Consider the following 23,232-nt stretch of genomic DNA (forward strand, 5'->3'; position numbering starts at 1 on the left):
ATCACTCTTCGCCGAAAATGCACTGCAATGTCGCCCATTGCCCTCTGCCATGCTCTTTTTTAGCGCAGGCCGTCACGGATGAACGGCGAAGGGGAGAAACGCCCCCTCGCCGATCGTTACTGTTTGCGTTGTTCCGCGACCTGTTTCGCCGTGACCTTGCCTTGTTTTTCGCCAAACTGGCCGACCACATAGTTGGCCACCGCCGCCACTTCTTCGTCCGAATATTGGGCGCCGAAGTCCGGCATCACCTCATGCTGCTCCCCGATGCTGATGCGGGTGCCTTTGAGGATCGCCTGTACCACGCTGCGGCCCTGCGGATCGTTTACCGCCGTGCTGCCGACCAACGAAGCGTATTTACTCTGGCGGCCCACGCCGTTCCACTGGTGGCAACCGCTGCAATCACCGGCAAACAATCTGCGGCCCAACGAATCCTCTTGCCCGCCCGGCAGCACCGCGCTGGAGGACAACGCGCCCTTCGGTTGCAGGTTCACCGCACTGGCGCTGTCGCCGGCGATAGGTTCTATGTTGCGCAGGTATTTCACCAACGCCTGATTATCCTCCGGCGTCAGATACTGCAGGCTGTTTTCCACCGCCTCTGCCATCGGGCCGGCGGCACTGCTGCGCCCCTCCGCGTGGCCGGTCGCCAGATATTGCGACAGTTGCTGCTCGCTCCAGCCGCCGATGCCGGTCTGCGCATCCGGAGTGATGTTGGCGGCAAACCAGCCCTGGATCACCTCACCGCTGAGGTTCTTGCTCTGGTTAATGCCAAAGGCCAGGTTGCGCGGCGTGTGGCATTCGCTACAGTGCCCCAGCGCGGTCGCCAGGTAGGCACCGCGGTTCCATTGTTCATCCTGGTTGAGATTCGGTTCGAAGCGTTTTTCATGGAAGAACGCCAGATTCCAGAACTTCATGCCCCAGCGTTGGTTGAACGGGAATGGCAGATCGTTTTGCGGGTCGGTCTGTTTCACCGGCGGCAGGCTGAACAGATAAGCCTTGATCGCCAGCACATCGTCACGGCTCAATGCGGTGTAAGAAGTGTAAGGCATCGCCGGATACAGGTTCCCATCAGGAGCGACGCCCTCACGCACCGCACGCACAAACTGTTCGTCACTCCAGTCACCGATACCGGTCTCTTTATCCGCAGTAATATTGGTGCCGTAAATAGTGCCGAACGGCAGTTTAAACGCGAAACCACCGGCGAAAGGTTTACCCCCCGGCGCGGTGTGGCAAGCCACGCAGTCGGCGGCGCGCGCCAGATATTCACCGCGCGCCAGTTTGTCGGTAATGCCGGCCGGCGCACCGGCGATAGGCGCGGCAGGCTCCGGCCCAACCGGTCGCAGCAGGGTATACAGCGCATAGCCGCCGGCTATCACCACTACCGCGACAATCAGCCATAACAGCCATCTCAGGGCGTTGCTCATGAGTTTCTCCCTTAATCCAGCGCCTTGGCGGCCTGGTGGATGGCGGCGCGAATGCGCACGTAAGTAGCGCAGCGGCAAACGTTGCCGCCCATCGCCGCGTCAATATCCGCATCGCTCGGATTTTTGCTCTGGGCCAGCAGCGCGCTGGCACTCATGATCTGGCCGGACTGGCAGTAGCCGCACTGCACCACGTCCAGATTGACCCAAGCCTCCTGCACCGCTTTCCCGGCCGGCGTTTCGCCGATGGCCTCGATGGTGGTGATTTTCTTGCCCACCGCCGCCGAAACCGGCGTCATGCAGGATCGTACCGGCACGCCGTCCAGATGAACGGTACAGGCGCCGCACATAGCGATGCCGCAGCCAAACTTGGTGCCGGTCAGCCCAGCTTCATCGCGCAGAAACCACAGCAGCGGCATATGGGTATCGCCCTCAAACGTCAGCGGTTGGTCGTTAACGGTTAAAGTAATCATGATGTTTTCCTTGGAAGGACGCTGGCGTCGCTGTTGGGACGGTGTAAGGGCAGGCTAAGCGAGGTGCGGGGCCGCCCGAGCAGCGCCAACGCATTGCCGACCGCCGGGCCGATGGTCGGCACGCCCAGTTCGCCCACGCCGGTGGGCTTTTCGGTTGAAGGCACGATAATCACCTCAATTTCCGGCATTTCGTCAATGCGCAGCGGCCGGAAATTGTTGAAGTTGGATTGTTCGACCAGGCCGTCTTTTAAAGTGATGTTGCCGTACAGCGCGATGCTCAGGCCATAACCGATACCGCCCTCAATCTGCGCGCGGATCACGTCAGGATTCACCGCCACACCGCAATCCACCGCGCACCACACCTTGTGCACGCGCGGAATGCCGCCTTCGCCGATAGACACTTCGGCAATCTGCGCCACCCGTGTGTCAAACGCCTTGGCGACACCGACGCCGCGCGCCCGGCCATCCACCACCTTCGCGCCCTGCCAGTTGGCGGCTTTCGCCACCGCTCGCAACACCCCGGCTTCGCGCGGCGCGTCTCCCATCAGCGCCAGCCGCCCTTCCACCGGATCCTGCCCGGTTTCCTGCAGCAACTGATCGATAAAGCTTTCCACCGCATGGCCGGTATGGGTGCTGGCGACCGATCTCAGCGAGGAAGTCGGCACCTTGCCCGGCACGATATGGGCGTCGCAACGGAAACTTTCGAAGGTATAAGGCAGCTCGCTGGCGCCTTCGATCATCATCTGATCGACGCCGTTGACCACCAGCGCCGTCATGGCGCTGTTGAGCGTCCATGAGTGGCCGACGACGGTGTCGGTCCAGCCCACCACCTTGCCGCCCCGGATCGCCCCGCGCAGCCGGTGCAAGATCATCGGACGGTACCAACCGTTGCGGATGTCGTCCTCCCGCGTCCACACCACCTTCACCCCGTGGCCGGGCCCGATAGCCTTGGCGGCAGCGGCCATATCCGCCGCCAGATCCGGCCCCAGTGCCGGGTTGCCCAGATCGATGCGTCGGCCGAAACTGCCCCCCGCCAGAATGGTTTCGATTTGCACTTTTTCCGGCGGCAGCTGGAACAGATCGCACAGCTGCTTATGGTCGAGCGTTTGGATCTGGCAGCCGTAACGCGCCTTGACGCTTTCGCCGTCCCAGAACAGATAGCCGTCGAGCGGCTCCATCGGCGCATGGGCCACATAGGGGAAGGTATATTCCGCTTCGATCACCTTGTCGGCCTTGTCGAAAACCTCGTCCGACTTGCCGCGGCTGGTCGCCACCACGCCGGTTTTCTGCGCCACCTGGCGGAATTCGGCAAAAATTTGCTCGGTATTGCGCCTTTCAGCCTGGGAGTCGTCCCACTCTACCTGCAATTTTTCACGGCCCTGGATCGCCGCCCAGGTATTTTTGGCGTAGACCGCTACGCCGGTGTCGGTCTGCTTCACATCCACCACGCCGGGCACCTGCAGCGCCCGGCTGGCGTCAAACGACGCCACTTTGCCGCCAAAGCGCGGCGATTTTTTCAGGGTGACGGTCAACATGTCCGGCTCATGAATGTCCTGCGTGAACTGCGCGCTGCCGTTGGTCTTCGCCAGCGAATCCACGCGGTGCAGGCCGCTCACTTTGCCAATCAAGGTAAAATTGGCCGGGTCCTTCAACGTCAATCCTGCGGGATCCGGCGGCGGCAGTTTAGCGGCCAATGCGGCGAATTCGCCGAAGCCCGCTTCGCGGCCGCTGGCGGCGTGACTGATTTTGCCTGCCTGTACGGTGATCTCCTGCGCTGAGGTTTTCCAGCTCTGAGCGGCGGCCTGAACCAACAGCGCCCGCGCCATGGCACCCATGCGCCGCATTTGGTCATAGGCGTTGGCCACCGAACTGGAACCGCCGGTCCCCTGGAAACCGAATGACAGGTTTTTGTAGACGCTGGTGTCCACCGGGGCGGCGACTACGCGCACCTGCGCCCAGTCAGCATCCAGCTCCTCTGCGACCAGCGTCGCCATGCCGGTATAGACGCCCTGGCCCACTTCGGTGTGTTTGCTGATGACGGTGACGATGCCGTCTTCGCCGATCTGTACGAAGGCGTTGGCTTCAAAAGCGTTGCTTTCCGGCGCCGTGGCGGGGGTGGTGCGTGCCAGTGCGCCGGTAGACGGCAGATAGGCGCCAATCACCAGCGCGCCTGCGCCGACGATAAACCGCCGCCGCGTAAGCGGAACTTGCGATATTGTCATTGCTCATAGCTCCAAAATGTCGCTCAGGATGATTCCTTGCGATGAGATCGTTTTTTTTATGTGAAATGTCGGCTGCGTCCCTGACGGGATGTAGAACAACAGAACAATAATTAGCGTAGCCTATTATTCAGCCAGCCTGATGTGAGGCGAGCATTTTCTGTTGTGGGATCGTGCTCTGTATCCTGCGGAGGCAAGAAGGCGCACCTGTGCTATAAAAAAGATCTTACCGGCACATCTATGGGCATTAAGGCTATGTCGCAAAACAAGAGATTTCGTTTATATCGTCCATTACATGGGTTAAACCATACTTTTGGCGATCAGTGGTTTGCTTTGAAGGCCGAGCTTTCGCCCGTTTCTTCGGCACCCCGACCTTTTTGATGGGGCAAACGCTGCTGGTTGGCGTCTGGATCTACCTCAACCAGGCGGGCTTCGCCAAGTTTGACCCTTACCCTTTCATCCTGCTGAACCTGGCGTTCAGCCTGCAGGCCGCCTATGCCGCGCCCTTGATCCTGCTGGCTCAAACCCGCCAGACCGAACGTGACCAGGCGCATGCGTTGGCCGACGCGCAGCACCGGGAAGATTTGGATGAGGCGATGGCGCAGCGGCAAACCCTCGTCGAACAGCAATCCGAACAGCTGCTGGCGCTGTTGAAACAAAACACCGAATTAACCACCCTGACCAAACAGATGGCCGAACGCATTGAAAATCTGGCCATCCAGTTAACCCAGCGCGAACGCCTGTAACTACCCGATCGGCGGCCATCAGCTAATTCGCCAAGCGATCGAGCAGCGGCCCCAGCGCAACGCGTGAATGCTGGTGGAAGCCGCTGACGCCCTCGGCACTCAGCAAGGCGTCCAGCACCGCGTATTCAGTGGCGTCCGCCGCCGCGGCGAACAGCGGTTCCAGCCGTTCATCCGGCAACGCGGTTCCCTGCAAGCGGGTGGAAAACGCCAGCGCGATATCGCCGGAACCGTGCCCCCAATGGCTGCCCACGCGCCCCAGCCCAGCCCCGGCGCGTTTGGCGATGCGGCTGAGTTGCCGGCTGTCCAGCACCCGGTCGCAGGCGATAATGATGATGACCGAACCGGCCTCTACCTGCGGCGGCGGCTCCGCCAATTGCGCAGCCAATGCCGGCCCGACGCGCACACCGCTCAGCGTGAGGGACTCCAGCGTGCCAAAGTTGGCCAGCACCAGCACGCCCAGGGTGGCCCCCAGGCCGGGGCAATAGCGCGAAGCGGTGCCGATGCCTCCTTTCAGGCCGAAACTGCTCATGCCGCGCCCGGCGCCGACGCTGCCGCGCGCAAAGCCGATCCCGTGATTGTCCAACGCGCTGAACACGTGCTCTTCGCGCACCGGCATCGCCTGAATATCGTTGAGATAACCGTCGTTGCATTCCAGCACCACGGGATTGATGGTGGCGCTGTCGCGGCCTATCTGTGGGTAACGCCGGCAGCTGCGCCGTATCATGGCGTTGAATAAGGTGCCGACGGCGAAGGTATTGCTCAGCAGGATCGGCGTTTGCAGCCCCCCCAGCTCGTTGAGCTGCACCAGGCCGAGCGGTTTGGCGAAGCCGTTCAACACCGCGCTGCCGCAGGGCAACGGCTGATTGAACAGGTCGCCCGGCGGCATAATGGCGGTCACGCCGGTCTGGCACTCGCCGCTATCCAGCGTGTGATGCCCCACGCTGACGCCGCTCACGTCGCACAGGCTGTCCGTCGGACCGGGCAAATAGCGCGCCCCCGGCAGGCGACGGTGGCGCCGCCAGTAACTCAGCAGATTATCCAGGCTCTGTCGTTCAAAGACTTGGTTGTCTGTCATAGTGACCTCGTCAGGCGCAGTCCGTTTGTAAAACAGCATATCGCGCAATGCGACATAGCGTAAATTGAAAGCCGAAGCCGGCGAGAAAATATTCTTTTTTGGCTTCGGCCGGGCATACAAAGGGTTTCAGCGTGCCCGGCCCCGCTTGGCAGCCCAATATGGCAAGCAGGCGGGATACGAAATATTTAAGCGTGTCACTGCCAATAAGAGCGAATTATGGCGAGTCGATTTTGGGGATGGAGAGCGTCGTTTTGACTCGGTGGTTAACGCCGCAGGTTATCATTTGCCGTATTTTTTTATCGACCGGCAGGCAGTCTTAACATTGATGTTCAGGGCGGTTATATGAAAGATGCCAGATCACCACGGGGCAGGTTCATGCCCCGCCATGGCACATCGGCGCACCAATTTGCATCATAGCTCCCCCGCCACCCCGCTCACCGCCCCTTTCGCGGACTGGTACGGAAATTGCTTCTCCCTGTTATGGCGACAAAGGAGAAGAACATGAAAGCAATCATCATCGGCGGCGGTATCGGCGGGCTGTGCGCCGCCATCGCATTGAAGCGCTGCGGGATCGAGGCCGAGGTTTTTGAAGCGGTTAAAGTGATCAAACCGGTTGGCGCGGCGATTTCCATCTGGCCGAACGGCGTTAAGTGCCTCAACTATTTGGGGATGAAAGAACCCCTGCGCCGGCTCGGCGGCCCGATGCACTACATGGCCTATCAGGAATATCTGCACGGCCAGACCCTGACGCGCTTCAGCCTGGATCCGTTGATCGCCAGCGTCGGCGAACGCCCTTATCCGGTGGCCCGCGCCGAACTTCAGGCCATGCTGCTGGAGACCTACGGCCGTGACAATGTTAGCTTTGGCAAGCGCGTCAACGGCCTTGAAGAGACCCAAGACGGCGTCACCGCCTGGTTCGAGGACGGCAGCCAGGCCAGCGGCGATTTCCTGATCGCCGCCGACGGTACCCATTCGGCTATCCGCCCTTACGTGCTCGGGCATGGGGTGGATCGCCGCTATGCCGGTTACGTCAACTGGAACGGGCTGGTGGCGATTGATGAATCCATCGCGCCGGCCAATCAGTGGACCACCTTCGTCGGCGAAGGCAAGCGGGTGTCGCTGATGCCGGTTTCCGGCAACCGTTTCTACTTTTTCTTCGACGTTCCGCTGCCGACCGGGCTGGCGGAAGACCGCAGTACGGCGCGCGCCGATCTGCAGCGCTACTTCGCAGGCTGGGCCGAACCGGTGCAGAAATTGATCGCCGCGCTCGATCCTGACACCGTCAACCGCATTGAAATTCACGATATCGAACCTTTCGAGCAGTTGGTGCGCGGCCGCGTAGCCTTGCTGGGCGACGCCGGTCACAGCACCACGCCGGATATCGGCCAGGGCGGCTGCGCGGCGATGGAAGACGCGGTGGTGCTGGCGATTGCGCTGCAAACCAACTCGCTGGGGATTGAAGACGCGCTGCTGCGCTATCAGGAAAAGCGCAGCTACCGGGTGAAGGATCTGGTGCTGAAGGCGCGCAAGCGTTGTGACGTGACGCACGGCAAAGAGATGGAGATCACCCGCAGCTGGTACGAAGAGCTGAAAACCGAAACCGGCGAGCGCATTCTCTCCGGCATGAAGGAAACCATCCTGGGCGGGCCGCTGGCCTGATCCGCTCCCCCTTCTCCGGCCAGGAGAAGGGGCAATCCTCAAAGCCCCAGCGTGCGGAGGCGCCCCGCCGTCAGTTCTATGACCCTGTCCGCCGAGGCGATAGTTTCCGGCCGATGCGCGATCAGTAAAATCGGCAGACCCAGTTGGCGCAAGGTGCGGCTGACCAACATTTCGTTGGCGACGTCCAAATGGCTGGTCGCCTCATCCAGAATCAACAGCTTCGGCTCTTTATACAGCGCCCGCGCCAGCAGCAATCGCTGTTTCTGCCCGGAAGACAAGGTCCCGCCCATTTCACTGATTAACGTCTGGTAGCCCATCGGCAGTTGTTCAATGTCCCTATCCAACTGCGCCAGCCTGGCGCACTCGCCAAGCTTTTCGCTGTCCATTTTCGGCGAGAAAAACGTGATGTTGTCGGCAATGGAACCGCGAAACAGCTGGTCCTCCTGCAGCACCGCACCGATATGCTGACGAGTCTGTTGATAATCGGTACGCCGGTGTTCAAGCCCCAACGTACGTATCACCCCGCCAGACGGCGGATATAATCCCAACACCAGCTTGGCCAAGGTAGTTTTGCCGCTGCCGGACGCCCCCACCAACGCCACCACCTCGCCGGGCATAATATCCAGCGAGACTTGCGACAGGATCTCCCGTTCGGTCCCAGCGTATTTAAAGCTGACCTGCTCCAGGCTCAGAACCGGCAAATCGGGAGGCCAATCGCCTGCCGGGTACGCCGAACCCTTGTTGCCGGCCTGTAACGCCGTCGCGCCTTCACGCGGGGTCAGCACGATATCGGCCAGCCGTTCGTTGTAAACGTCCAGCATTCGGTAGGCGACCGCTTTGTCTATCAACCCGTTAATGCTGGCCGAAAACCGCCCCTGAAAAGACATATAGGCCACCAGCATGCCCACCGAGAACTCGCCGGCCAGCACCGAACCTGCGCCCAGCCACAGTACCGCCGCAGCTACAAGGCTGCCGATCACGGTCTGCATGATGCCGTAAACCATCATCAGTTTGCTTTCGCGCAGTTGGGCATTGCGCCGGGCGACATTCAGGTTGCGCCAGGCAGATTCTCGCGGCATCAGCGCGCCATTCACCCGCAGGCTCAACACGCCGCGCAGGCTTTCCAGAAAATGGCTGGACTCCTCGGTACCGGCATTCCAGCTGTCCTGCGCCGCTTTCCGCAGCGTGCTGAACCAACACAGGCGCAACAGGCCGTAAACGGCGGCGGCAGCCAAGGCCACCAGGGTTAACTTTGCGCTGTAGAAAAACATCATGCTCAGCGTGCCCACCACTAACAGCACGTCCAAAAAGGCTTCAAGCAGCGTAGTGGTCAGGGTGTCCTGTATGGTGTCGACGGCATCGAACTTGGCGCTGATATCCCCCATATTGCGTGCCTCGAACCAACTTATCGGCAGGCGCAGCAGATGGTGAAACACGTTGGCCGTCCATTGCATGTTGAAGTTGACCGCCATGGTCAGCGTCGCCCATTGCCGCGCCAGCTCCAGCAGCATCTGGGTGCCGGTCATCAGCAGCATGGCGATGACGATCAGCGTCAGCAGGCTGGCGTCCAGCGCCACCAGCACCTCATCGATCACCAGTTGGTTTATCAGCGGGCCAAGCAGCGCCAGCACCTCCAACGCCACGGCGAAGCAAAAGATCCTGGCCAGCGCGGGCTTCAGGCCGTGCGTTTTGCCAATCAACGTCGTGAGACGGATCTTTTCCCGGCGATCCCGGGTTTCAAACCTGTGGGTGGGCGTCAGTTCCATCGCGATGCCGGTAAAATGGCGGTTCGCCTCTTGCAGCGTCATTTTCAGCAGGCCGCGCGCCGGATCGTGCAGTTCCAGCGTTTGCCCCCGCACCCGCCGCAGAACGGTAAAATGGTTCATGTCCCAATACAAAATGCAGGGCACGGCCAACAGGTGCAGTTCATCCAGCTCCAGCCGAATGACGCGGCCGCTTAAATTCAAGCCTTCGGCGCATGCCATCAGCTGCGAAAACGTCATGCCAAGCTGCGAGACATGACATTCCGCGCGCAGCGTTCGCATGTCGACCCGGTGCCCATGCCAACCGGCGATCATCGCCAGGCAGGCTACCCCGCACTCCGCCGATTCCGTCTGGCGGATCAGCGGCAGGCGCTTTCGCCACCCCCAGTTAATCATCTCTGTTACGTCCATGCTTACATCCTCCCTTGCAGGCTCCATAACGGCTCCAGCAGCCATTCGTACAGGCGGCGGCTGTCCAGCTCAATGTCTGCGGACACCGCCATGCCGACGCGCAGCGGTTCCTGCCGGCCATAAGCCGTAATGGTGGTTTTATCCAGCGCCACGACCACACGGTAATGCCCTTCGTTTTCTTTCCAGACCAGCGGATTTTGCAACATCGCGTCGCCGGCGCTGAGGCTGGCATGCGTGATGGCGCGGGTAGAACCGTATTGCACGCCAAACTTTTCATAGGGGAACGAGGCAAAACGCAGGCCGACGCGCTGGTTGGGTTTGATAAAGCCCACCGCCTTGCTCGGGGCAAAAAGCTCTACCTGCAACTGCGCCCCGTCCGCCACCATCATCAACAACGGATCGTTGGGTTTCACCGTCTGCCCGGCGCGGGCCAGCACCACGGCGATGTGGCCATCGGCCGGTGCCGTCAGCGTAGTCTCGCGCTGGGCGTTGAGCTCTATTTTTTGCTGATCGATGCTCTGCAACTGACGTTCCAGCTCCGCATCCCGCCCTTGCTGCTGTTGCTGCAAGGTTTGCAGCTCCGAACCCGCAGCCGCCCATTCACGCTTTAACCTCAACTGAGCCTGCCGTTGGCTTTCGACTTTTTCACGCGCCGTCGACAGTTCCATTTGCTTTTGCTGGAATTCAATTTCGGACACATAGCCTTTGGCTATCAGTTTGCGGTAACGCGCCAACACCGAATGTGACAACGTTTCCTGCTGTTGAGCCAGCACCAAGGCGGAGCCTGCACTGGTCAGTTCGTCATCCAACTGTGCGATGCGTTGCCGCACGCCGGTTTGCCGCAGGGCGCTGGTCACCTGTTCTTGTTCGCGCTGGTGCTCCAGCATGCGGTATTGCTGATCCAGTGACGCGGCCACCGACGCCAGCGCGCCAACGCCCTTTCCGTTGAAATGCTCGCCGCTGAGCCGATAAAGCGGTTGGCCGGCTTTAACCGCCGCCCCTTCGGCCACCAGTCGTTCAGTGACCTGCCCGGCGTTGCGGGCGACCACTTTGATCAGCCCGCTGGAGGGCATTACCACGCCTTCCAGCCGCGCTTTGCGGGTATATTCGCCCAGCATCAGAAATAGCAGGATAGCCAGCACCAGCGCACCGCTGGCCCAGGCATAGGCGGTTAAACTGAGGCTGGGCGGAATAATGACCTCGCCCTCGGCCTTTGTCGCCTGCGCGGCGAAATAGCCCTCTCTATACAGCTGGGGCGGACGTCCTGTCATGGGGGTTGCACCTTAAGGCCCGTTTATAAACCGGCGGTTATTTTCATTTTCCCGCACTTTTCCCCATGCGGATACACCAATGTAGCGCAATAGAAAGGCATTTTATTGTAGCAATCATGCCCACCGGCACGCAGAAAATAATAATATATTTCGCCCACCCATCAGGGATATCGATATTAAACCAGCCACCAGACTGGCTTAGCCCCACCGCTCTGAATAAATCACGAGACAATGAAAAGACGAGAAATATGCCAACAAAAATCGCCACACCTTTGCTTCTCAACGATTAACCCCACTAAAAACAATATAACTCAACCACGCAGACGATATTGCATTAAAAATTACCGTTTAGGATAAAATTACCAACGGCAGGTTCCACCATTATAACTACCAGACCTTTTTTCCGATGCGTTCTGCGTCCCTTTTCCGCCGCCATTGCCGATACAGGAAGACAAGCCGCCGATTGAGCCTGAGACTAGCCCGCCCGCAATCGCACGGGCACTGCCGGCAATAGCCCCGCCAACACCGCCGCCAAATGCGGCAAGGCCTAGAGCCCATGCGCATTCAGCGCTTATTCCGGGGGATGAATTGGGCACGAAACCGTTAGCCTGTCCACCATAGTTAGTCGATGTTCCGTTGCCGTAGCGGCCCTTTTTACTGCGGGTATCCACGCTGCTTTCGCCACCGCCGCCAATCATATCTATTTCTGATTTTGTTAATATTTCCATAACTCCCTCCAACGCCATTTATGATGTTTTTTACAAGCCACATATCTAATCCTTCTGCTAATTGTATAAACACAAAAAACAACCAAGTCAACAACAAACAAAGGCATAAATAAAATAACGCCACGTCAATTAAAGGTATAGCTTAATTAAATCATCAAAATATTTTTATACTTTCACTTAACATAAACAACTAAAAAAACAGCCACAATTAATTAAATGAACAACCAAGATAAAAACTGAAGTCATCACGGAAAGCGATTCGATTTATGCAACTGAACGCCAAACAATCTCAATATTCAGGATTAATACCCGATAAAGAAAAGACGGCGAAACAGCGGCGAGCGGCAATGGCGGCGCGCAAGCTGGCGCCGTTGCCGTTGCAACGGCGGGTGGCATTCCTGCAGCGGCCATAACGCCGCTAATGGCTGCCCGGATTGGCGCGCAGCCTGGCTACCTGAGCTTCGACGTCTCGCCATGCCGGTTTTTGGCCGGCATAGCGTTGACGCAGGTAATTCACCAGGTCCGCTACCTGCCGATCGGAGAAGCTGTCCTTGAAGCCCGGCATAAAGCCCAGATCGGCGGTGGCCGGTTTGGCAATGCCTTGCAGGATCACTTTGATCAGGTTGTCCGGCCGATCGCTGAAAATATTGGTGTTATTGGCCAGATCCGGGCTGACGCCAAACAGCTGCGGCCCACCGCTGGCGGCGCTGTGGCAGGCCTGGCAAGCGCCCTGGAACAGACGTTCGCCGGCCTGTTGCGCCTGCGCGGATTGCAGACTTCCGGCCAGCTGTATCTGCGGTTCCAGGTTTAACGTTGTCGGAGTGCTCAGGGAAATCAGATAGCCGGCCATCGCCCGCACGTCCGATTCCGGCAGCGTAGCCAGTTCGCTGACCACCGGCCCCATCGGCCCGGCCGCCACGCCGTGTTCGGCGGAATGACCGCTGCGCAAATACCGGAACAGCTGTTCTTCGCTCCAGGGTTTGTCCGCGTTGGCCAGTTGGTTCAACGCCGGCGCTTCCCAACCGTCCACCATCGCCCCTGCCAGGAAACCGGCGCCGCCCTTTTCCGCCCCCATCAGGTTACGCGGCGAATGGCAGGCGGCGCAGTGGCCCAACCCGTTGACCAGATAAGATCCACGATTCCACTGCGCAGTTTGCGTGGGGTCTGGCTGGTACTCGCCCTGGCGCAGAAACAGCGCATTCCAGCCGGCCATCAGCGGGCGCAGATTAAACGGGAAACGCATCTGGTTAGCCGGGGTGCTTTGCGCAACCGCCGGTTGCGACATCATGTAGGCATACAGCGCTTGCATGTCGCCGTCGGTCATTTTGCTGAACGACGTATAAGGAAACGCCGGATACAGATGGCGGCCGTCGCGGCTGATGCCCTGACGCATCGCACGGTCGAACGCGGTAAACGACCAGTTGCCGATGCCGGTTGTCATGTCCGGGGTGATATTGGTGCTGTACAGGGTGCCGAACGGGGTTTCCATCGCCAGGCCACCGGCGTTGGTCGCCCCTTCAGAGGCGGTATGACAGACCGCGCAATCCCCGACGGCGGCCAACTGACGCCCACGTTCCAGGGTCGCAGCCGACCAGGTGCCTGCGCCCGGCGTGGCGACCGGTGCAATCGCCGTACGCCACGGCAGTGCCGTAGCCGCGACGCCCAACAGGGCGCCGACAATACCGGCCGCGCCGCCGAACCACCATTTGCTGCGCCGGGGTTTGGTCGCCGGCGCAGGTTCCTGCCGGGCAGTGTCCGGGCCGTTCAACGCCTCGCGCAGCCGATCGGAGGTGATCGGCAATTCGCGAAAGCGAATGCCGGTGGCGTCGAACACCGCGTTGGCGATGGCCGCCGCGCTGGGCACCGAAGCGGACTCACCGGCACCCAGCGGCGGATCGTACGGCCTCGGCATCATCACCACGTCGACCTCCGGCACCTCCGGGAAGGTCAATATCGGGTAAGCGCCCCATTCCTTGCTGGAAATCGTCGATTCTTCGAAGGTGACGCGCTCTTTCAATACCCGGCTGGTCGACTGGATGACGTTGCCGTGGATCTGGTGACGCACCCCGTCCGGGTTGACCATCATGCCGGCGTCGTGCCCCACCACAATGCGCGTGACCGCCACTTCGCCGCTGGCCTTGTCGATCGCCACGTCGGCGACCCAGGCCGCCCAGGCGGCGCCAAAACCGGGAAACTTGCTGTGTATATAGCGCGCATAAGCGAAACCGCGCCCGCGCAGCACGCCGTCTTCCGCCGGTGTCTGCATCGGTTCGGTATGCGGCGTCCAGCCGGCGCGTTCGGCGGTGCTGCGCATCAGTTCGGTGGCACGCTCATCGTTGATGTAACGCAGCCGGTATTCCAGCGGATCGACGCCGGCGGCGTTAGCCAGCTCGTCGATATAAGACTCGTGCGCGAAGGTATTCGGCAACGCCGACACGCCGCGCATCCAGGAGGCGCGCACGATTGGCGCCATATCCTCAATGCTGACGCGCAGCGCCGGGTAGTCATAAGGCGGCACCGAGGTGCGGTCGCCCATTTCATAAGCCACAGGCACGGGTTCAACCCTGCCGGTCAGCAGCAGCGCCAGCGTCGGCGCGCCATTTGAGGGGTAATAGGTGCGAAAATCATAGGCGACGGGATGGCCTGCAGCGTCCAGCCCGCCATCGACCTCCATCAGCTGTGCGGTGCCCTTCGGTTCCCACAGGTGTTCCTGCTCGCGCGTCAGTTGTACCCGCACCGGGCGGCCCACCGCCCGCGACAGCAACGCCGCATCGGCGCACACGTCGTCGGCGCAGTTGCGGCCATAGCAACCGGCGGCCTCCATGCGGATAATGTCAATCTGCGCTTCCGGGTATTCCAGCAGCCAGGCGAGGTCGGCGCGCAGCAGGTGCGGGTTTTGAGTGCCGGACCAGACCCGCAGTTGCTGCGGCTGGTAGTCCGCCAGTGCGCAAGAGGGGCCGATAGAAGCATGCAGTTGGTAAGGCCACAGGTAGCTGCGGGTGAAACGCCGATCGGCGGACGCCAGCGCCGCATCGACGTTGCCGGTGTCATGCACCACCCGCGTCGAATGCGGATTATCGCGCAGCGCCTGCGCCACGTCGGTCATCTGCGGCAGGTTGCGTCGCCAATCCTTCCAGCTCACCTGCAGCGCCTGCGCCGCCTTGATCGCCTGCTCCTCGCGCTCGGCGACGATGCCGATAAAGTCCCCGATCACCACCAGTTTGACGATGCCGGGAATAGCGGCGATCGACCGCTCATCCACCGCCAGCAGGCTGGTGCCGACGAACTCCCCGCTGTCATAACCGGCGTACGGCGGTCGGACCACCCGGCCATGCAGCATATTCGGCAAGCGCATGTCGTGCACATAGGTGGTTTCGCCGGTCGCCTTGGCCGGAATATCGACCCGCGCAGTGCCGGTGCCCACCAGCCGGTATTCGGCCTGCGGTTTGAGCGGCGCGTCGCCGGAAATCGGTAACTCGACATGCATGCCCGCCACCAGCTCGCCGTAGGTCAACGTCTGCCCTTGCGGGTCGACAATAGCGCCGTCGCGCAACGTCAGTTGATCTACCGCACAGTTAAAACGCTGCGCCGCCTGTTGCAGCAGCCAGCGCCGTGCCTCGGCGGCGGCATTGCGCAGCGGCACGGCGGAAATTTGCAGCGTGGCGCTGGCGATGGTCGCCCCCTGGTTTGGCGTACTTTCGGTATCGCCCAGCACCATGCAGACTTGATCCATCCGCAGATACAGTTCTTCGGCGACGATCTGCCCCAGCGCGGTGCGCACACCGGTGCCGAGATCGACATGGCCGTTAAAGGCGTAGACCTCGCCGCTGTCGCAAATGGCGATAAACAGCCCCTGCTCCTTGGGTTTCAGGGTAGGCGTTTGGCCTTTCGGCACCAGGCCCGGCGGCGGCTGGATCTGATCGATAACCAGTAGCGTGCCGTTACGTTGCAGTAATTCGGCCTGGCTCGGCAATGAGAAACGGGCGTCAGTCATGCGGGGTTTCCTCATTGCGGCAGAGAATAATGGCGCGCTGAACCGCACGCAGGATTTCGATGTGGGTGCCGCAACGGCACAGATTGCCGGACAGCGCCTGGCGGATTTCGCCGTCGCTCGGCGAAGGGTTGCGATCCAGCAGGGCTTTGGTGGTCATGATCATGCCGTTCAGGCAATAACCGCACTGCGCGGCCTGCTCTTCAATAAAGGCGCGCTGCACCGGGTGCAGGTGATCACGATCCCCCAGCCCTTCCAGCGTGGTGATCGCCCTATCGGCCACGCCCAGCGCCGGGATCACGCAGGAGCGTGCGGCGATGCCGTCAATCAGCACGGTGCAGGCGCCGCATTCGCCGAGGCCGCAGCCGTACTTCGGGCCGTTTAGCGCCAGATCGTTACGCAGCACCAACAGCAGCGGCGTATCCGTCATGACCTGGGTGTGAATACTTTTTCCGTTCACCGACAGCAGCAGCGGGTGCTCCATCAGCTTTTTTACCGCTCCCTCCCTGGACGTCGGCACTTCAGATATCGCCATTCTCGCGTCTCCGCCTGCGTTCCGGTTATACCCGTCATCTTTCAAGCCGCAGCGTTGTTACCTGCACTTGCGCACCTCAGTCACTTACCGGAGTCAGCTCCTGGGGATAAGCAAGCTGGGCGCCTGGCCGCAACTTGAAAGCTATAGGGTATGTATTGTGGGCCGTGACCTCGCCGCAGGCCACTCACCGGACAACCGCAGTTACGGGGAGCGAATTAGCCTGGCGGCTGGTCTTCCAGCATTTTATTGAGCAGGAACATCAAGGCTACACGTTCGGCCGGATTGAGCGTGCCGAAGGTTAATTCCGTGATCTTCGCCGCATGCGGCACCGTTGCCGCCAACAGCGCAGCGCCAGTGTCGGTCAACCCGACCACCACTTTGCGTCTGTCTATCGGATCCGGCATGACGGTGATCAACTCACGCGCCTTGAGGCGCTCGACGATGCCGCGAATGGTGGCCTGATCGACCGCCGTCACCTGCACCAGCTCGGTCAATGAGCTAGGCCCCATATCGCGCACCGCGCACAGGGTAATAAACTGCACGGCGGTCAGTTGCGAATCGCCGACGTTCTGCTGAAATATCGCCACGTGACGTTGATAAACCTTGCGCAGCAGGTGCCCGACTTGTTCGGTAAAATGATAGTTTTCGGCTTTGCCTTCATCGGCGGTCAAGTCTTCGGGGGGCGTCATTGCGTTACTCTCACCATCTAGGGAAACTACCGAGAATAGTACAAACCCCCGCGGTTAACAGCAACGCTTAACCCTGGCGCACCCGCGATGCCTCCGGCGCCACCACGTCCCCTTCAGCCACTACCCTCTGGCCATCCAGGCTGATGTCGCAACGACGCAGCGCAATATCCATGTGGCACGGCGTTTTTCGCGTGCCGCCGACTTCGGTATTCGGCCCGGTGGAGAACAGGAAGTTGCCGTAAAATGCGCGCGCATCCATACACATGCCGTCGTTTTTGTCGTGCAGGCCCATTGCCGTCCACTGGGCGCGCGGTTGCAGTCCCCAACCGATATGCGAGATGCCGTACACGTCCGGATCCTTGAAATACTTCATGTATTCACGCAGGTATTCCGCCTCGAAACCGCCGTGAATGCGCGTCACGAAGCCTTTTTCAATCTCCAGCGTAATGCGTTCACGGGCATAGCTTTTAAACGGCAGCAGGATGTCGCCGACGTCCAGCACCAACACCCCTTCCGCCTGCTCTTCATTCGGCCAGGTAAACAGGAAACCGCTCGGCCAGTGATCCCAACGCCCCGGCTCGTCGGCATAACCGTATTCGGTCACCGTCGGGTATTGCCCCAAGGGGGCGCGAAAATCGCTGCCGGCAACGGATGTCACCCGCATCAGCTTCGCCTGCTCCAGCACCGCCGCCGCCGCCAACACCCGCGCCTTGTCTTCTGAATTAGGCAACATTCGTGCCAACACCTCCGGCGGCTCGACCGCCAAAAGTATGCGCGTGCCGGTTTTCAATATTTGCTCCTGCTCCGGCGAGTGCAACAGCATCATGGTGTCGACGATCAAATCGGCGGCTTCCAGCGCACGCTGCGCGGCAGGGTTGCCGGTCAGCGCCGTGTCGCCGCAGTAAGCGGTCATGTCATTGCCCATCGCCCGCGGATGGTTGAACGAGGGGAGCTCCACCGCATACACCTTGGCCCCCAACCGCAGCGCGGCATCGGTGGCGGCGCGCACCGTACGCGCATCGGAATAGTGGCTTTTCAGGATGGCTACGCTCTGCGAAGCATCCACCTTCGACAACCTAAGCACCTGCTCGAACAGTTGAACCAGCTGACTCTCATTGACCGCCATGGCGTATCTCCTGTTTCGCTAATGAATGACCGATGCACTCGGCGTCGGTGAAGTTATTTTGCACAAATTAAAGCGAACGCACTCTTTTAATCATCTAAGCCGAAAATTCAATGGGAAGCAAGTCGCTAACGTAATCCATAAGTAAATCCTATTTTATGCCCGTAACAGGCTGTGATTAACATGAGTTTACCAGCAAGTTGCGGCCCGTTAGCGTGAGCGAGATCTAAATTAACACTTGTGCAACCTTGCTATATTTAGCGTATACACTATAAATCAATCGTCCGGCATTGCTGCGGACAACGCCTAAAAAGACCAACAGTCAGGGGAAAAATGATGAGCAAACAACAGCGCATTGCCGTGGTCGGCGCAGGCCTGGGTGGCGCCGCCGCCGCCGGTCTGCTGCAAAAAGCCGGCTTTATCGTCGATTTGTATGAGCAAAGCCCGGTGTTTTCACGCCTCGGTGCCGGTATCCATATGGGACCGAACGTACTGAAGATTTTCCGTCGCCTCGGCATCGAACAGCCGCTGGAGCAAATGGCTTCGCACCCGGATTTCTGGTTCAGCCGCGATGCCGAAAGCGGCGACTATCTGTCGCGCATTGAATTGGGGGCATTTGCCCGCAAAGAGTACGGCGCGGCATACGTTACCGTGCATCGTGGCGATTTACAGGCGTTGCAGATGGCCGCTCTGCAACCGGGCAGCGTTCACTTTGGCAAATGCCTGAGCAAGATTGAGGATCGCGGCGACGAGGTCGTGCTGAACTTCGCCGACGGCACCCGCGCCACCGCCGATATCGTGATTGGCGCCGACGGCATCAATTCACGCATTCGCGAACACCTGTTGGGCGTCGAAGCGCCAACCTACAGCGGTTGGGTGGCCCACCGCGCGCTGATCCGCGGCGAGAAACTGGCCAAATACAATTTGAGCTTCGAAGACTGCGTGAAGTGGTGGTCGGCGGATCGCCACCTGATGGTCTATTACACCACGCAAAAACGCGACGAATACTATTACGTCAGCGGCGTACCCCACCCGGCGTGGGATTTCCAGGGCAGCTTCATCGACAGCAGCCGCGAAGAAATGTACGAAACCTTCGCCGGTTACCACCCGATCGTGCAAGCGCTGATCGAGTCCAGCGAACAGGTCACCAAATGGCCGCTGCTGAACCGCAAACCGCTGCCGCTGTGGAGCGAAGGCCGCATGGTATTGCTCGGCGACGCCTGCCACCCCATGAAACCGCATATGGCTCAGGGTGCGGCGATGGCGATCGAAGATGCCGCCATGCTGGCGCGCTGCCTGCAGGAAACCGGCCTGACCGACTACCGCACCGCCTTCCAGCTGTATGAAGCCAACCGCAAAGAGCGCGCCTCCCGCGTGCAGGCGGTGTCCAACGCCAATACTTTCCTGCGTACCCAGGAAGATCCGGCCTGGGTGTACGGCTATGACCTGTACGCGCAGGCGCTGAAATCGGAGAACGCCGCATGAGCCGCTTCCTGTATGGCGCCAACGTGCAGGCCAACGGCATCCGCCAGCACTACCTGCGCTACGGCGGCCAAGGCCCTGCGCTGATCCTGATCCCCGGCATCACCAGCCCGGCGATCACCTGGGGGTTCGTCGCCGAACGGCTGGGTGAAAGATACGACACCTACGTGCTGGACGTGCGCGGGCGCGGTCTGTCTTCCAGCGGCCCGGAGTTGGCCTATGACGCCGAAACCTGCGCGCAGGACGTCAACGCTTTCGCCGCCGCACTGAAGCTGGACAGCTATTCGCTGCTCGGCCACTCCATGGGCGCGCGTTTTGCCCTGCGCGCTGCGGTGCTGCAACCGGCCGGCGTGCGCCGGTTAGTGCTGGTCGATCCGCCGGTTTCCGGCCCCGGTCGCCGCGACTATCCCGGTAAATGGCCGTGGTACGTCGATTCCATCCGCCAGGCGCTATCGGGGATGGATGCCGAGCAGATGCGCGCCTACTGCCCGACCTGGAGCGAGGAGCAGCGGCAGTTGCGCGCCGAATGGCTGCACACCTGCTATGAACCGGCCATTCAACGTGCCTATGAAGATTTCCATCAGGTAGACAGCCACCGCGACTATCCCGACCTGAGCATGCCGACGCTGCTGATGGTCGCCGGCCTGGGCGGCGTGATATTGCCGGAAGACGAGGCGGAGATCCGCAAGTTACAACCGGAAATCACCCTCACGCACGTAGCAAACGCCGGGCATATGATCCCGTGGGACGATTTTGACGGTTTCTTCCACGCCCTGGGCGATTTTCTGGATTAACTGAGGAGCATTTTCCATGACCCAAAATTACCGTATCGGCCAGATCGTACCCAGTTCCAACACCACGATGGAAACCGAAATTCCGGCGATGCTGACCGCGCGCCAGTTGATCCGCCCGGAGCGTTTTACCTTTCACTCCAGCCGCATGCGCATGAAGCATGTGAGCAAAGCGGAACTGGCGGCGATGGACGCCGAATCAGACCGCTGCGCGCTCGAGCTTTCCGACGCGCAGGTCGACGTGCTCGGCTATGCCTGCCTGGTGGCGATCATGTCGATGGGGCTGGGCTATCATCGCGAGTCCCAGGCCCGGCTGGCAAAGGTTACGCAGGACAACAACGCCGCCGCACCGGTGATCAGCAGCGCCGGCGCGCTGGTCAGTGGCCTGAAAGTGCTCGGCGCCAAACGCATCGCGCTGGTGGCACCTTACATGAAACCTCTTACCCAAATGGTGGTGGACTATATCGAACACGAGGGCATTGAGGTCAAGGTGTGGCGCGCGCTGGAGATCCCGGACAACCTGGCGGTGGGCCGCCACGATCCGGCCAAACTGCCGGGTATTGTCGCCGAGATGGACCTGAGCGGCGTGGATGCCATAGTGCTGTCCGCCTGCGTGCAAATGCCGTCTTTACCTGCGGTATCCACCGTTGAAGCGCAAACCGGCAAGCCGGTGCTGACCGCCGCCATCGCCACCACCTACGCCATGCTGACCGCGCTGGAGTTGGAGCCGATCGTGCCCGGCGCCGGTGCCCTGCTGTCCGGCGCCTATTAAGGAGGAAAAATGGCATCCGCAGCCGATAACTCTCTCATCGATAACTACAGCGGCGTCTGGGGCAACCGCATCGGTTTCGGCCAGCGCCCGGCGCTGCTGGTGATCGACTTTATGCAGGCTTACACCACCGAGGGCGCACCGCTGTTCGCCCCCGGCGTGGTCAGCGCAGTCGACTCAAGTGTGGCGCTGCTGGCAACGGCGCGACAGGTAGGAATACCGGTGATCCACACCAATATCCGCTATCATGCGGGGCATTTCGCCGATGGCGGCATCTGGGTGAAAAAAGCGCCGGTGATGAAAGACATGGTCGAGGGCAATCCGCTGGCGGCGTTCTGCCCCCAGGTTGCGCCGCTAGCGACCGAGGTGGTGTTGACCAAACAATACGCCAGCGCCTTTTTCGGCACTTCGCTTGCACCTATGTTGGTGGCGCTCGGTATCGATACCCTGCTGCTGGCCGGTTGTTCCACCAGCGGCTGTATTCGCGCCAGCGCAGTGGACGCCGTGCAACACGGATTTCGCACTATCGTGGTGCGTGAATGCGTGGGCGACCGCCACGCCGGCCCGCACGAAGCCAACCTGTTCGACATCGACAGCAAATACGGCGACGTAGTGAGCAAACAGGAGGCGATCGGCTATTTAACCCTGTTGTAAACCCAAAGGCTTCACCTGCACGGAAAGCAGAACAATAAAGAAGGCGCGGAAAGCGCCTCAAAAGCAAACACACAACACACCTCCTCCGGAGGCCACCATGCACCACCTGGAGACATCATCATGGCCATTGTTGAAACCCCGTTAGCGGGGAAAGCGGGAACAGAATCGCTGCTGTACCGCAAAATCACCTGGAAGCTGATCCCGTTTCTCTGCCTGTGTTATCTGGCCGCTTACCTTGACCGCATTAACGTCGGGCTGGCCAAGCTGCAGATGGCCGATCAACTGCAACTGAGCGAAGCCGCCTTTGGGCTGGGCGCAGGGCTGTTTTTTGTCGGTTATATTCTGTTTGAAGTGCCGAGCAACCTGATCCTGCAACGCGTCGGCGCCAAGGTGTGGATTGCCCGCATCATGATCACCTGGGGCCTGCTTTCCGCCGGCACTATGTTCGTCACTACCCCGAATCAGTTTTACGCCATCCGTTTTTTGCTTGGCGTGGCGGAAGCCGGCTTCCTGCCCGGCGTGCTCTATTACCTGACGTTATGGTTCCCCACCTATCGTCGTGGCCGCATCATTGCGCTGTTCATGATCGGCCTGCCGCTGTCGAGCGTGGTCGGCGGCCCGCTCTCCGGCTGGATCATGGGGCATTTCGATATGCGTCACGGGCTGCATGGCTGGCAATGGCTGTTCTTGCTGGAGGGTATTCCCAGCGTGCTGCTGGGCGTGCTCACCTTCTGGGTGCTGCCCAATAATTATCGGCAGGCAAAATGGTTAACCGAAGACGAGAAAAAACGCATTGAGCAGGATCTGGCGCATGACGATGCCGAAGCCGGCCACAGCAAGCACAGCTTCCGCGACGGTTTCTTTAACCTCAAGGTGTGGATGTTGGGTGGCATTGATTTCTCGATCCTGCTCAGCGCCTATGCGATGGGGTTCTGGATGCCGACCTTTATCAAAACCGCCGGGGTCACCGACATTACCACCATCGGCATGCTGACCGCGCTGCCGAGCGTCGCCGCCCTGCTGGGCATGTTGCTGATTGGCACCAGTTCCGACCGCATGCGCGAGCGCCGCTGGCACATCATAGTGCCGTTTATCGTCGGTGCGATGGCGATGGCCGGCAGCACCTTCTTTACCCATAACGTGATCGCCACGGTGCTGTTGTTCTCCATCGCACAGGCGGCGATCATCGGCGCGGTGCCGGTATTCTTCAGCCTGCCGGCCACTTTTTTGCGCGGCACGGCAGCGGCAACCGGCTTTGCGCTGGCCTGTTCGCTGGCGAATATCGCCGGGTTGGTGAGTAACTCGCTGATGGGGTTGGCGTTGGATCTGACCGGTAAAAGCGGCGGCGCGCTGTGGGCCTTCGCCGGTTGTCTGCTGCTCAGTTCGCTGCTGGTGATCGCTCTGCCGGCCAAGGTAGTTAACCGCTGAAGAGGTT

The 23,232-nt window shown here is 60.4% G+C and carries 20 protein-coding genes and 1 pseudogene; 9 read left to right on the top strand and 12 right to left on the bottom strand.

What is annotated here, in order from left to right:
• Positions 1–116: 116 nt before the first annotated feature.
• The 3 genes from SPL01S_RS06900 to SPL01S_RS06910 are packed head-to-tail and all read right to left on the bottom strand — an operon-like array spanning position 117 to position 4,113.
• The gene (locus SPL01S_RS06900; RefSeq protein WP_063198461.1) at positions 117–1,421 is read right to left on the bottom strand and encodes a c-type cytochrome; all 1,305 of its coding nucleotides are present in this window, start codon (positions 1,419–1,421) and stop codon (positions 117–119) included.
• Between the two features lie 11 nt (positions 1,422–1,432).
• Positions 1,433–1,891 carry a (2Fe-2S)-binding protein gene (locus SPL01S_RS06905; RefSeq protein WP_004944127.1) on the bottom strand — a complete coding sequence of 153 codons (459 nt, stop codon included), beginning with the start codon at positions 1,889–1,891 and terminating at the stop codon, positions 1,433–1,435.
• Positions 1,888–4,113: a xanthine dehydrogenase family protein molybdopterin-binding subunit gene (locus SPL01S_RS06910; protein WP_063198463.1), complete on the bottom strand. Its 2,226-nt coding sequence runs from the start codon at positions 4,111–4,113 to the stop codon at positions 1,888–1,890. Before SPL01S_RS06910 ends, SPL01S_RS06905 begins: the two co-directional genes overlap by 4 nt.
• A 237-nt stretch (positions 4,114–4,350) precedes the next feature.
• Between SPL01S_RS06910 and SPL01S_RS06915 the strand changes: the two are divergent.
• Positions 4,351–4,856 (top strand): annotated as a pseudogene (locus SPL01S_RS06915) (DUF1003 domain-containing protein).
• Positions 4,857–4,878: 22 nt separating this feature from the next.
• Here SPL01S_RS06915 and SPL01S_RS06920 read toward each other — a convergent pair.
• Entirely contained in the window at positions 4,879–5,931 is a 1,053-nt protein-coding gene (locus SPL01S_RS06920) for a P1 family peptidase (RefSeq protein WP_063198595.1), read from the bottom strand.
• Positions 5,932–5,995: 64 nt separating this feature from the next.
• On the opposite strand from SPL01S_RS06920, the gene SPL01S_RS06925 reads away from it, so the two are divergent.
• Positions 5,996–6,277 (top strand): hypothetical protein, encoded by a 282-nt coding sequence (locus tag SPL01S_RS06925; RefSeq protein ID WP_063198465.1) that lies wholly within the window; start codon positions 5,996–5,998, stop codon positions 6,275–6,277.
• Positions 6,278–6,432: 155 nt separating this feature from the next.
• Positions 6,433–7,590 carry an FAD-dependent urate hydroxylase HpxO gene (hpxO, locus tag SPL01S_RS06930; RefSeq protein ID WP_063198468.1) on the top strand — a complete coding sequence of 386 codons (1,158 nt, stop codon included), beginning with the start codon at positions 6,433–6,435 and terminating at the stop codon, positions 7,588–7,590.
• A gap of 38 nt (positions 7,591–7,628) precedes the next feature.
• On the opposite strand, the gene SPL01S_RS06935 is transcribed toward hpxO, so the two are convergent.
• The 4 genes from SPL01S_RS06935 to SPL01S_RS25175 all read right to left on the bottom strand — a co-directional run bounded on the left by SPL01S_RS06935 (position 7,629) and on the right by SPL01S_RS25175 (position 11,763).
• A complete protein-coding gene (locus tag SPL01S_RS06935; protein ID WP_062870743.1) occupies positions 7,629–9,764 on the bottom strand; it encodes a peptidase domain-containing ABC transporter in 2,136 nt (711 codons plus the stop codon).
• 2 nt (positions 9,765–9,766) lie between these two features.
• Positions 9,767–11,035, bottom strand: coding sequence for an HlyD family secretion protein (locus SPL01S_RS06940; protein ID WP_063198470.1), 1,269 nt, complete (start codon positions 11,033–11,035; stop codon positions 9,767–9,769).
• A gap of 43 nt (positions 11,036–11,078) precedes the next feature.
• Positions 11,079–11,303, bottom strand: coding sequence for a hypothetical protein (locus SPL01S_RS24440; protein ID WP_232246007.1), 225 nt, complete (start codon positions 11,301–11,303; stop codon positions 11,079–11,081).
• A 91-nt stretch (positions 11,304–11,394) separates the two neighbouring features.
• Entirely contained in the window at positions 11,395–11,763 is a 369-nt protein-coding gene (locus SPL01S_RS25175; protein ID WP_147424933.1) for a hypothetical protein, read from the bottom strand.
• Between the two features lie 266 nt (positions 11,764–12,029).
• Here SPL01S_RS25175 and SPL01S_RS25180 point away from each other — a divergent pair, with 266 nt between their 5' ends.
• Positions 12,030–12,176 (top strand): hypothetical protein, encoded by a 147-nt coding sequence (locus SPL01S_RS25180; RefSeq protein WP_155729007.1) that lies wholly within the window; start codon positions 12,030–12,032, stop codon positions 12,174–12,176.
• A 5-nt stretch (positions 12,177–12,181) separates the two neighbouring features.
• On the opposite strand, the gene SPL01S_RS06945 is transcribed toward SPL01S_RS25180, so the two are convergent.
• The 4 genes from SPL01S_RS06945 to SPL01S_RS06960 all read right to left on the bottom strand — a co-directional run bounded on the left by SPL01S_RS06945 (position 12,182) and on the right by SPL01S_RS06960 (position 18,104).
• The gene (locus SPL01S_RS06945) at positions 12,182–15,757 is read right to left on the bottom strand and encodes a molybdopterin cofactor-binding domain-containing protein (RefSeq protein ID WP_063198472.1); all 3,576 of its coding nucleotides are present in this window, start codon (positions 15,755–15,757) and stop codon (positions 12,182–12,184) included.
• Positions 15,750–16,289, bottom strand: coding sequence for a (2Fe-2S)-binding protein (locus SPL01S_RS06950; protein WP_062792433.1), 540 nt, complete (start codon positions 16,287–16,289; stop codon positions 15,750–15,752). The genes SPL01S_RS06945 and SPL01S_RS06950 overlap by 8 nt, the downstream gene beginning before the upstream one ends.
• A gap of 215 nt (positions 16,290–16,504) precedes the next feature.
• A complete protein-coding gene (locus SPL01S_RS06955) occupies positions 16,505–16,978 on the bottom strand; it encodes a MarR family winged helix-turn-helix transcriptional regulator (RefSeq protein ID WP_063198475.1) in 474 nt (157 codons plus the stop codon).
• 67 nt (positions 16,979–17,045) lie between these two features.
• Positions 17,046–18,104, bottom strand: coding sequence for a 2,5-dihydroxypyridine 5,6-dioxygenase (locus tag SPL01S_RS06960; RefSeq protein ID WP_063198477.1), 1,059 nt, complete (start codon positions 18,102–18,104; stop codon positions 17,046–17,048).
• 330 nt (positions 18,105–18,434) lie between these two features.
• On the opposite strand from SPL01S_RS06960, the gene SPL01S_RS06965 reads away from it, so the two are divergent.
• The 5 genes from SPL01S_RS06965 (at position 18,435) to SPL01S_RS06985 (ending at position 23,225) form a co-directional block, all read left to right on the top strand.
• The gene (locus SPL01S_RS06965) at positions 18,435–19,586 is read left to right on the top strand and encodes an FAD-dependent monooxygenase (protein ID WP_063198480.1); all 1,152 of its coding nucleotides are present in this window, start codon (positions 18,435–18,437) and stop codon (positions 19,584–19,586) included.
• The gene (locus tag SPL01S_RS06970; RefSeq protein WP_063198482.1) at positions 19,583–20,377 is read left to right on the top strand and encodes an alpha/beta hydrolase; all 795 of its coding nucleotides are present in this window, start codon (positions 19,583–19,585) and stop codon (positions 20,375–20,377) included. The genes SPL01S_RS06965 and SPL01S_RS06970 overlap by 4 nt, the downstream gene beginning before the upstream one ends.
• Positions 20,378–20,393: 16 nt before the next feature.
• Positions 20,394–21,146: a maleate cis-trans isomerase family protein gene (locus SPL01S_RS06975; protein WP_013812792.1), complete on the top strand. Its 753-nt coding sequence runs from the start codon at positions 20,394–20,396 to the stop codon at positions 21,144–21,146.
• 9 nt (positions 21,147–21,155) lie between these two features.
• The gene (locus tag SPL01S_RS06980; RefSeq protein ID WP_063198486.1) at positions 21,156–21,797 is read left to right on the top strand and encodes an N-carbamoylsarcosine amidohydrolase; all 642 of its coding nucleotides are present in this window, start codon (positions 21,156–21,158) and stop codon (positions 21,795–21,797) included.
• Between the two features lie 120 nt (positions 21,798–21,917).
• A complete protein-coding gene (locus SPL01S_RS06985; protein WP_062870734.1) occupies positions 21,918–23,225 on the top strand; it encodes an MFS transporter in 1,308 nt (435 codons plus the stop codon).
• Positions 23,226–23,232: the final 7 nt, after the last annotated feature.

This window comes from Serratia plymuthica NBRC 102599 (assembly GCF_001590925.1).
GTDB classification, from domain to species: Bacteria; Pseudomonadota; Gammaproteobacteria; order Enterobacterales; family Enterobacteriaceae; genus Serratia; species Serratia plymuthica.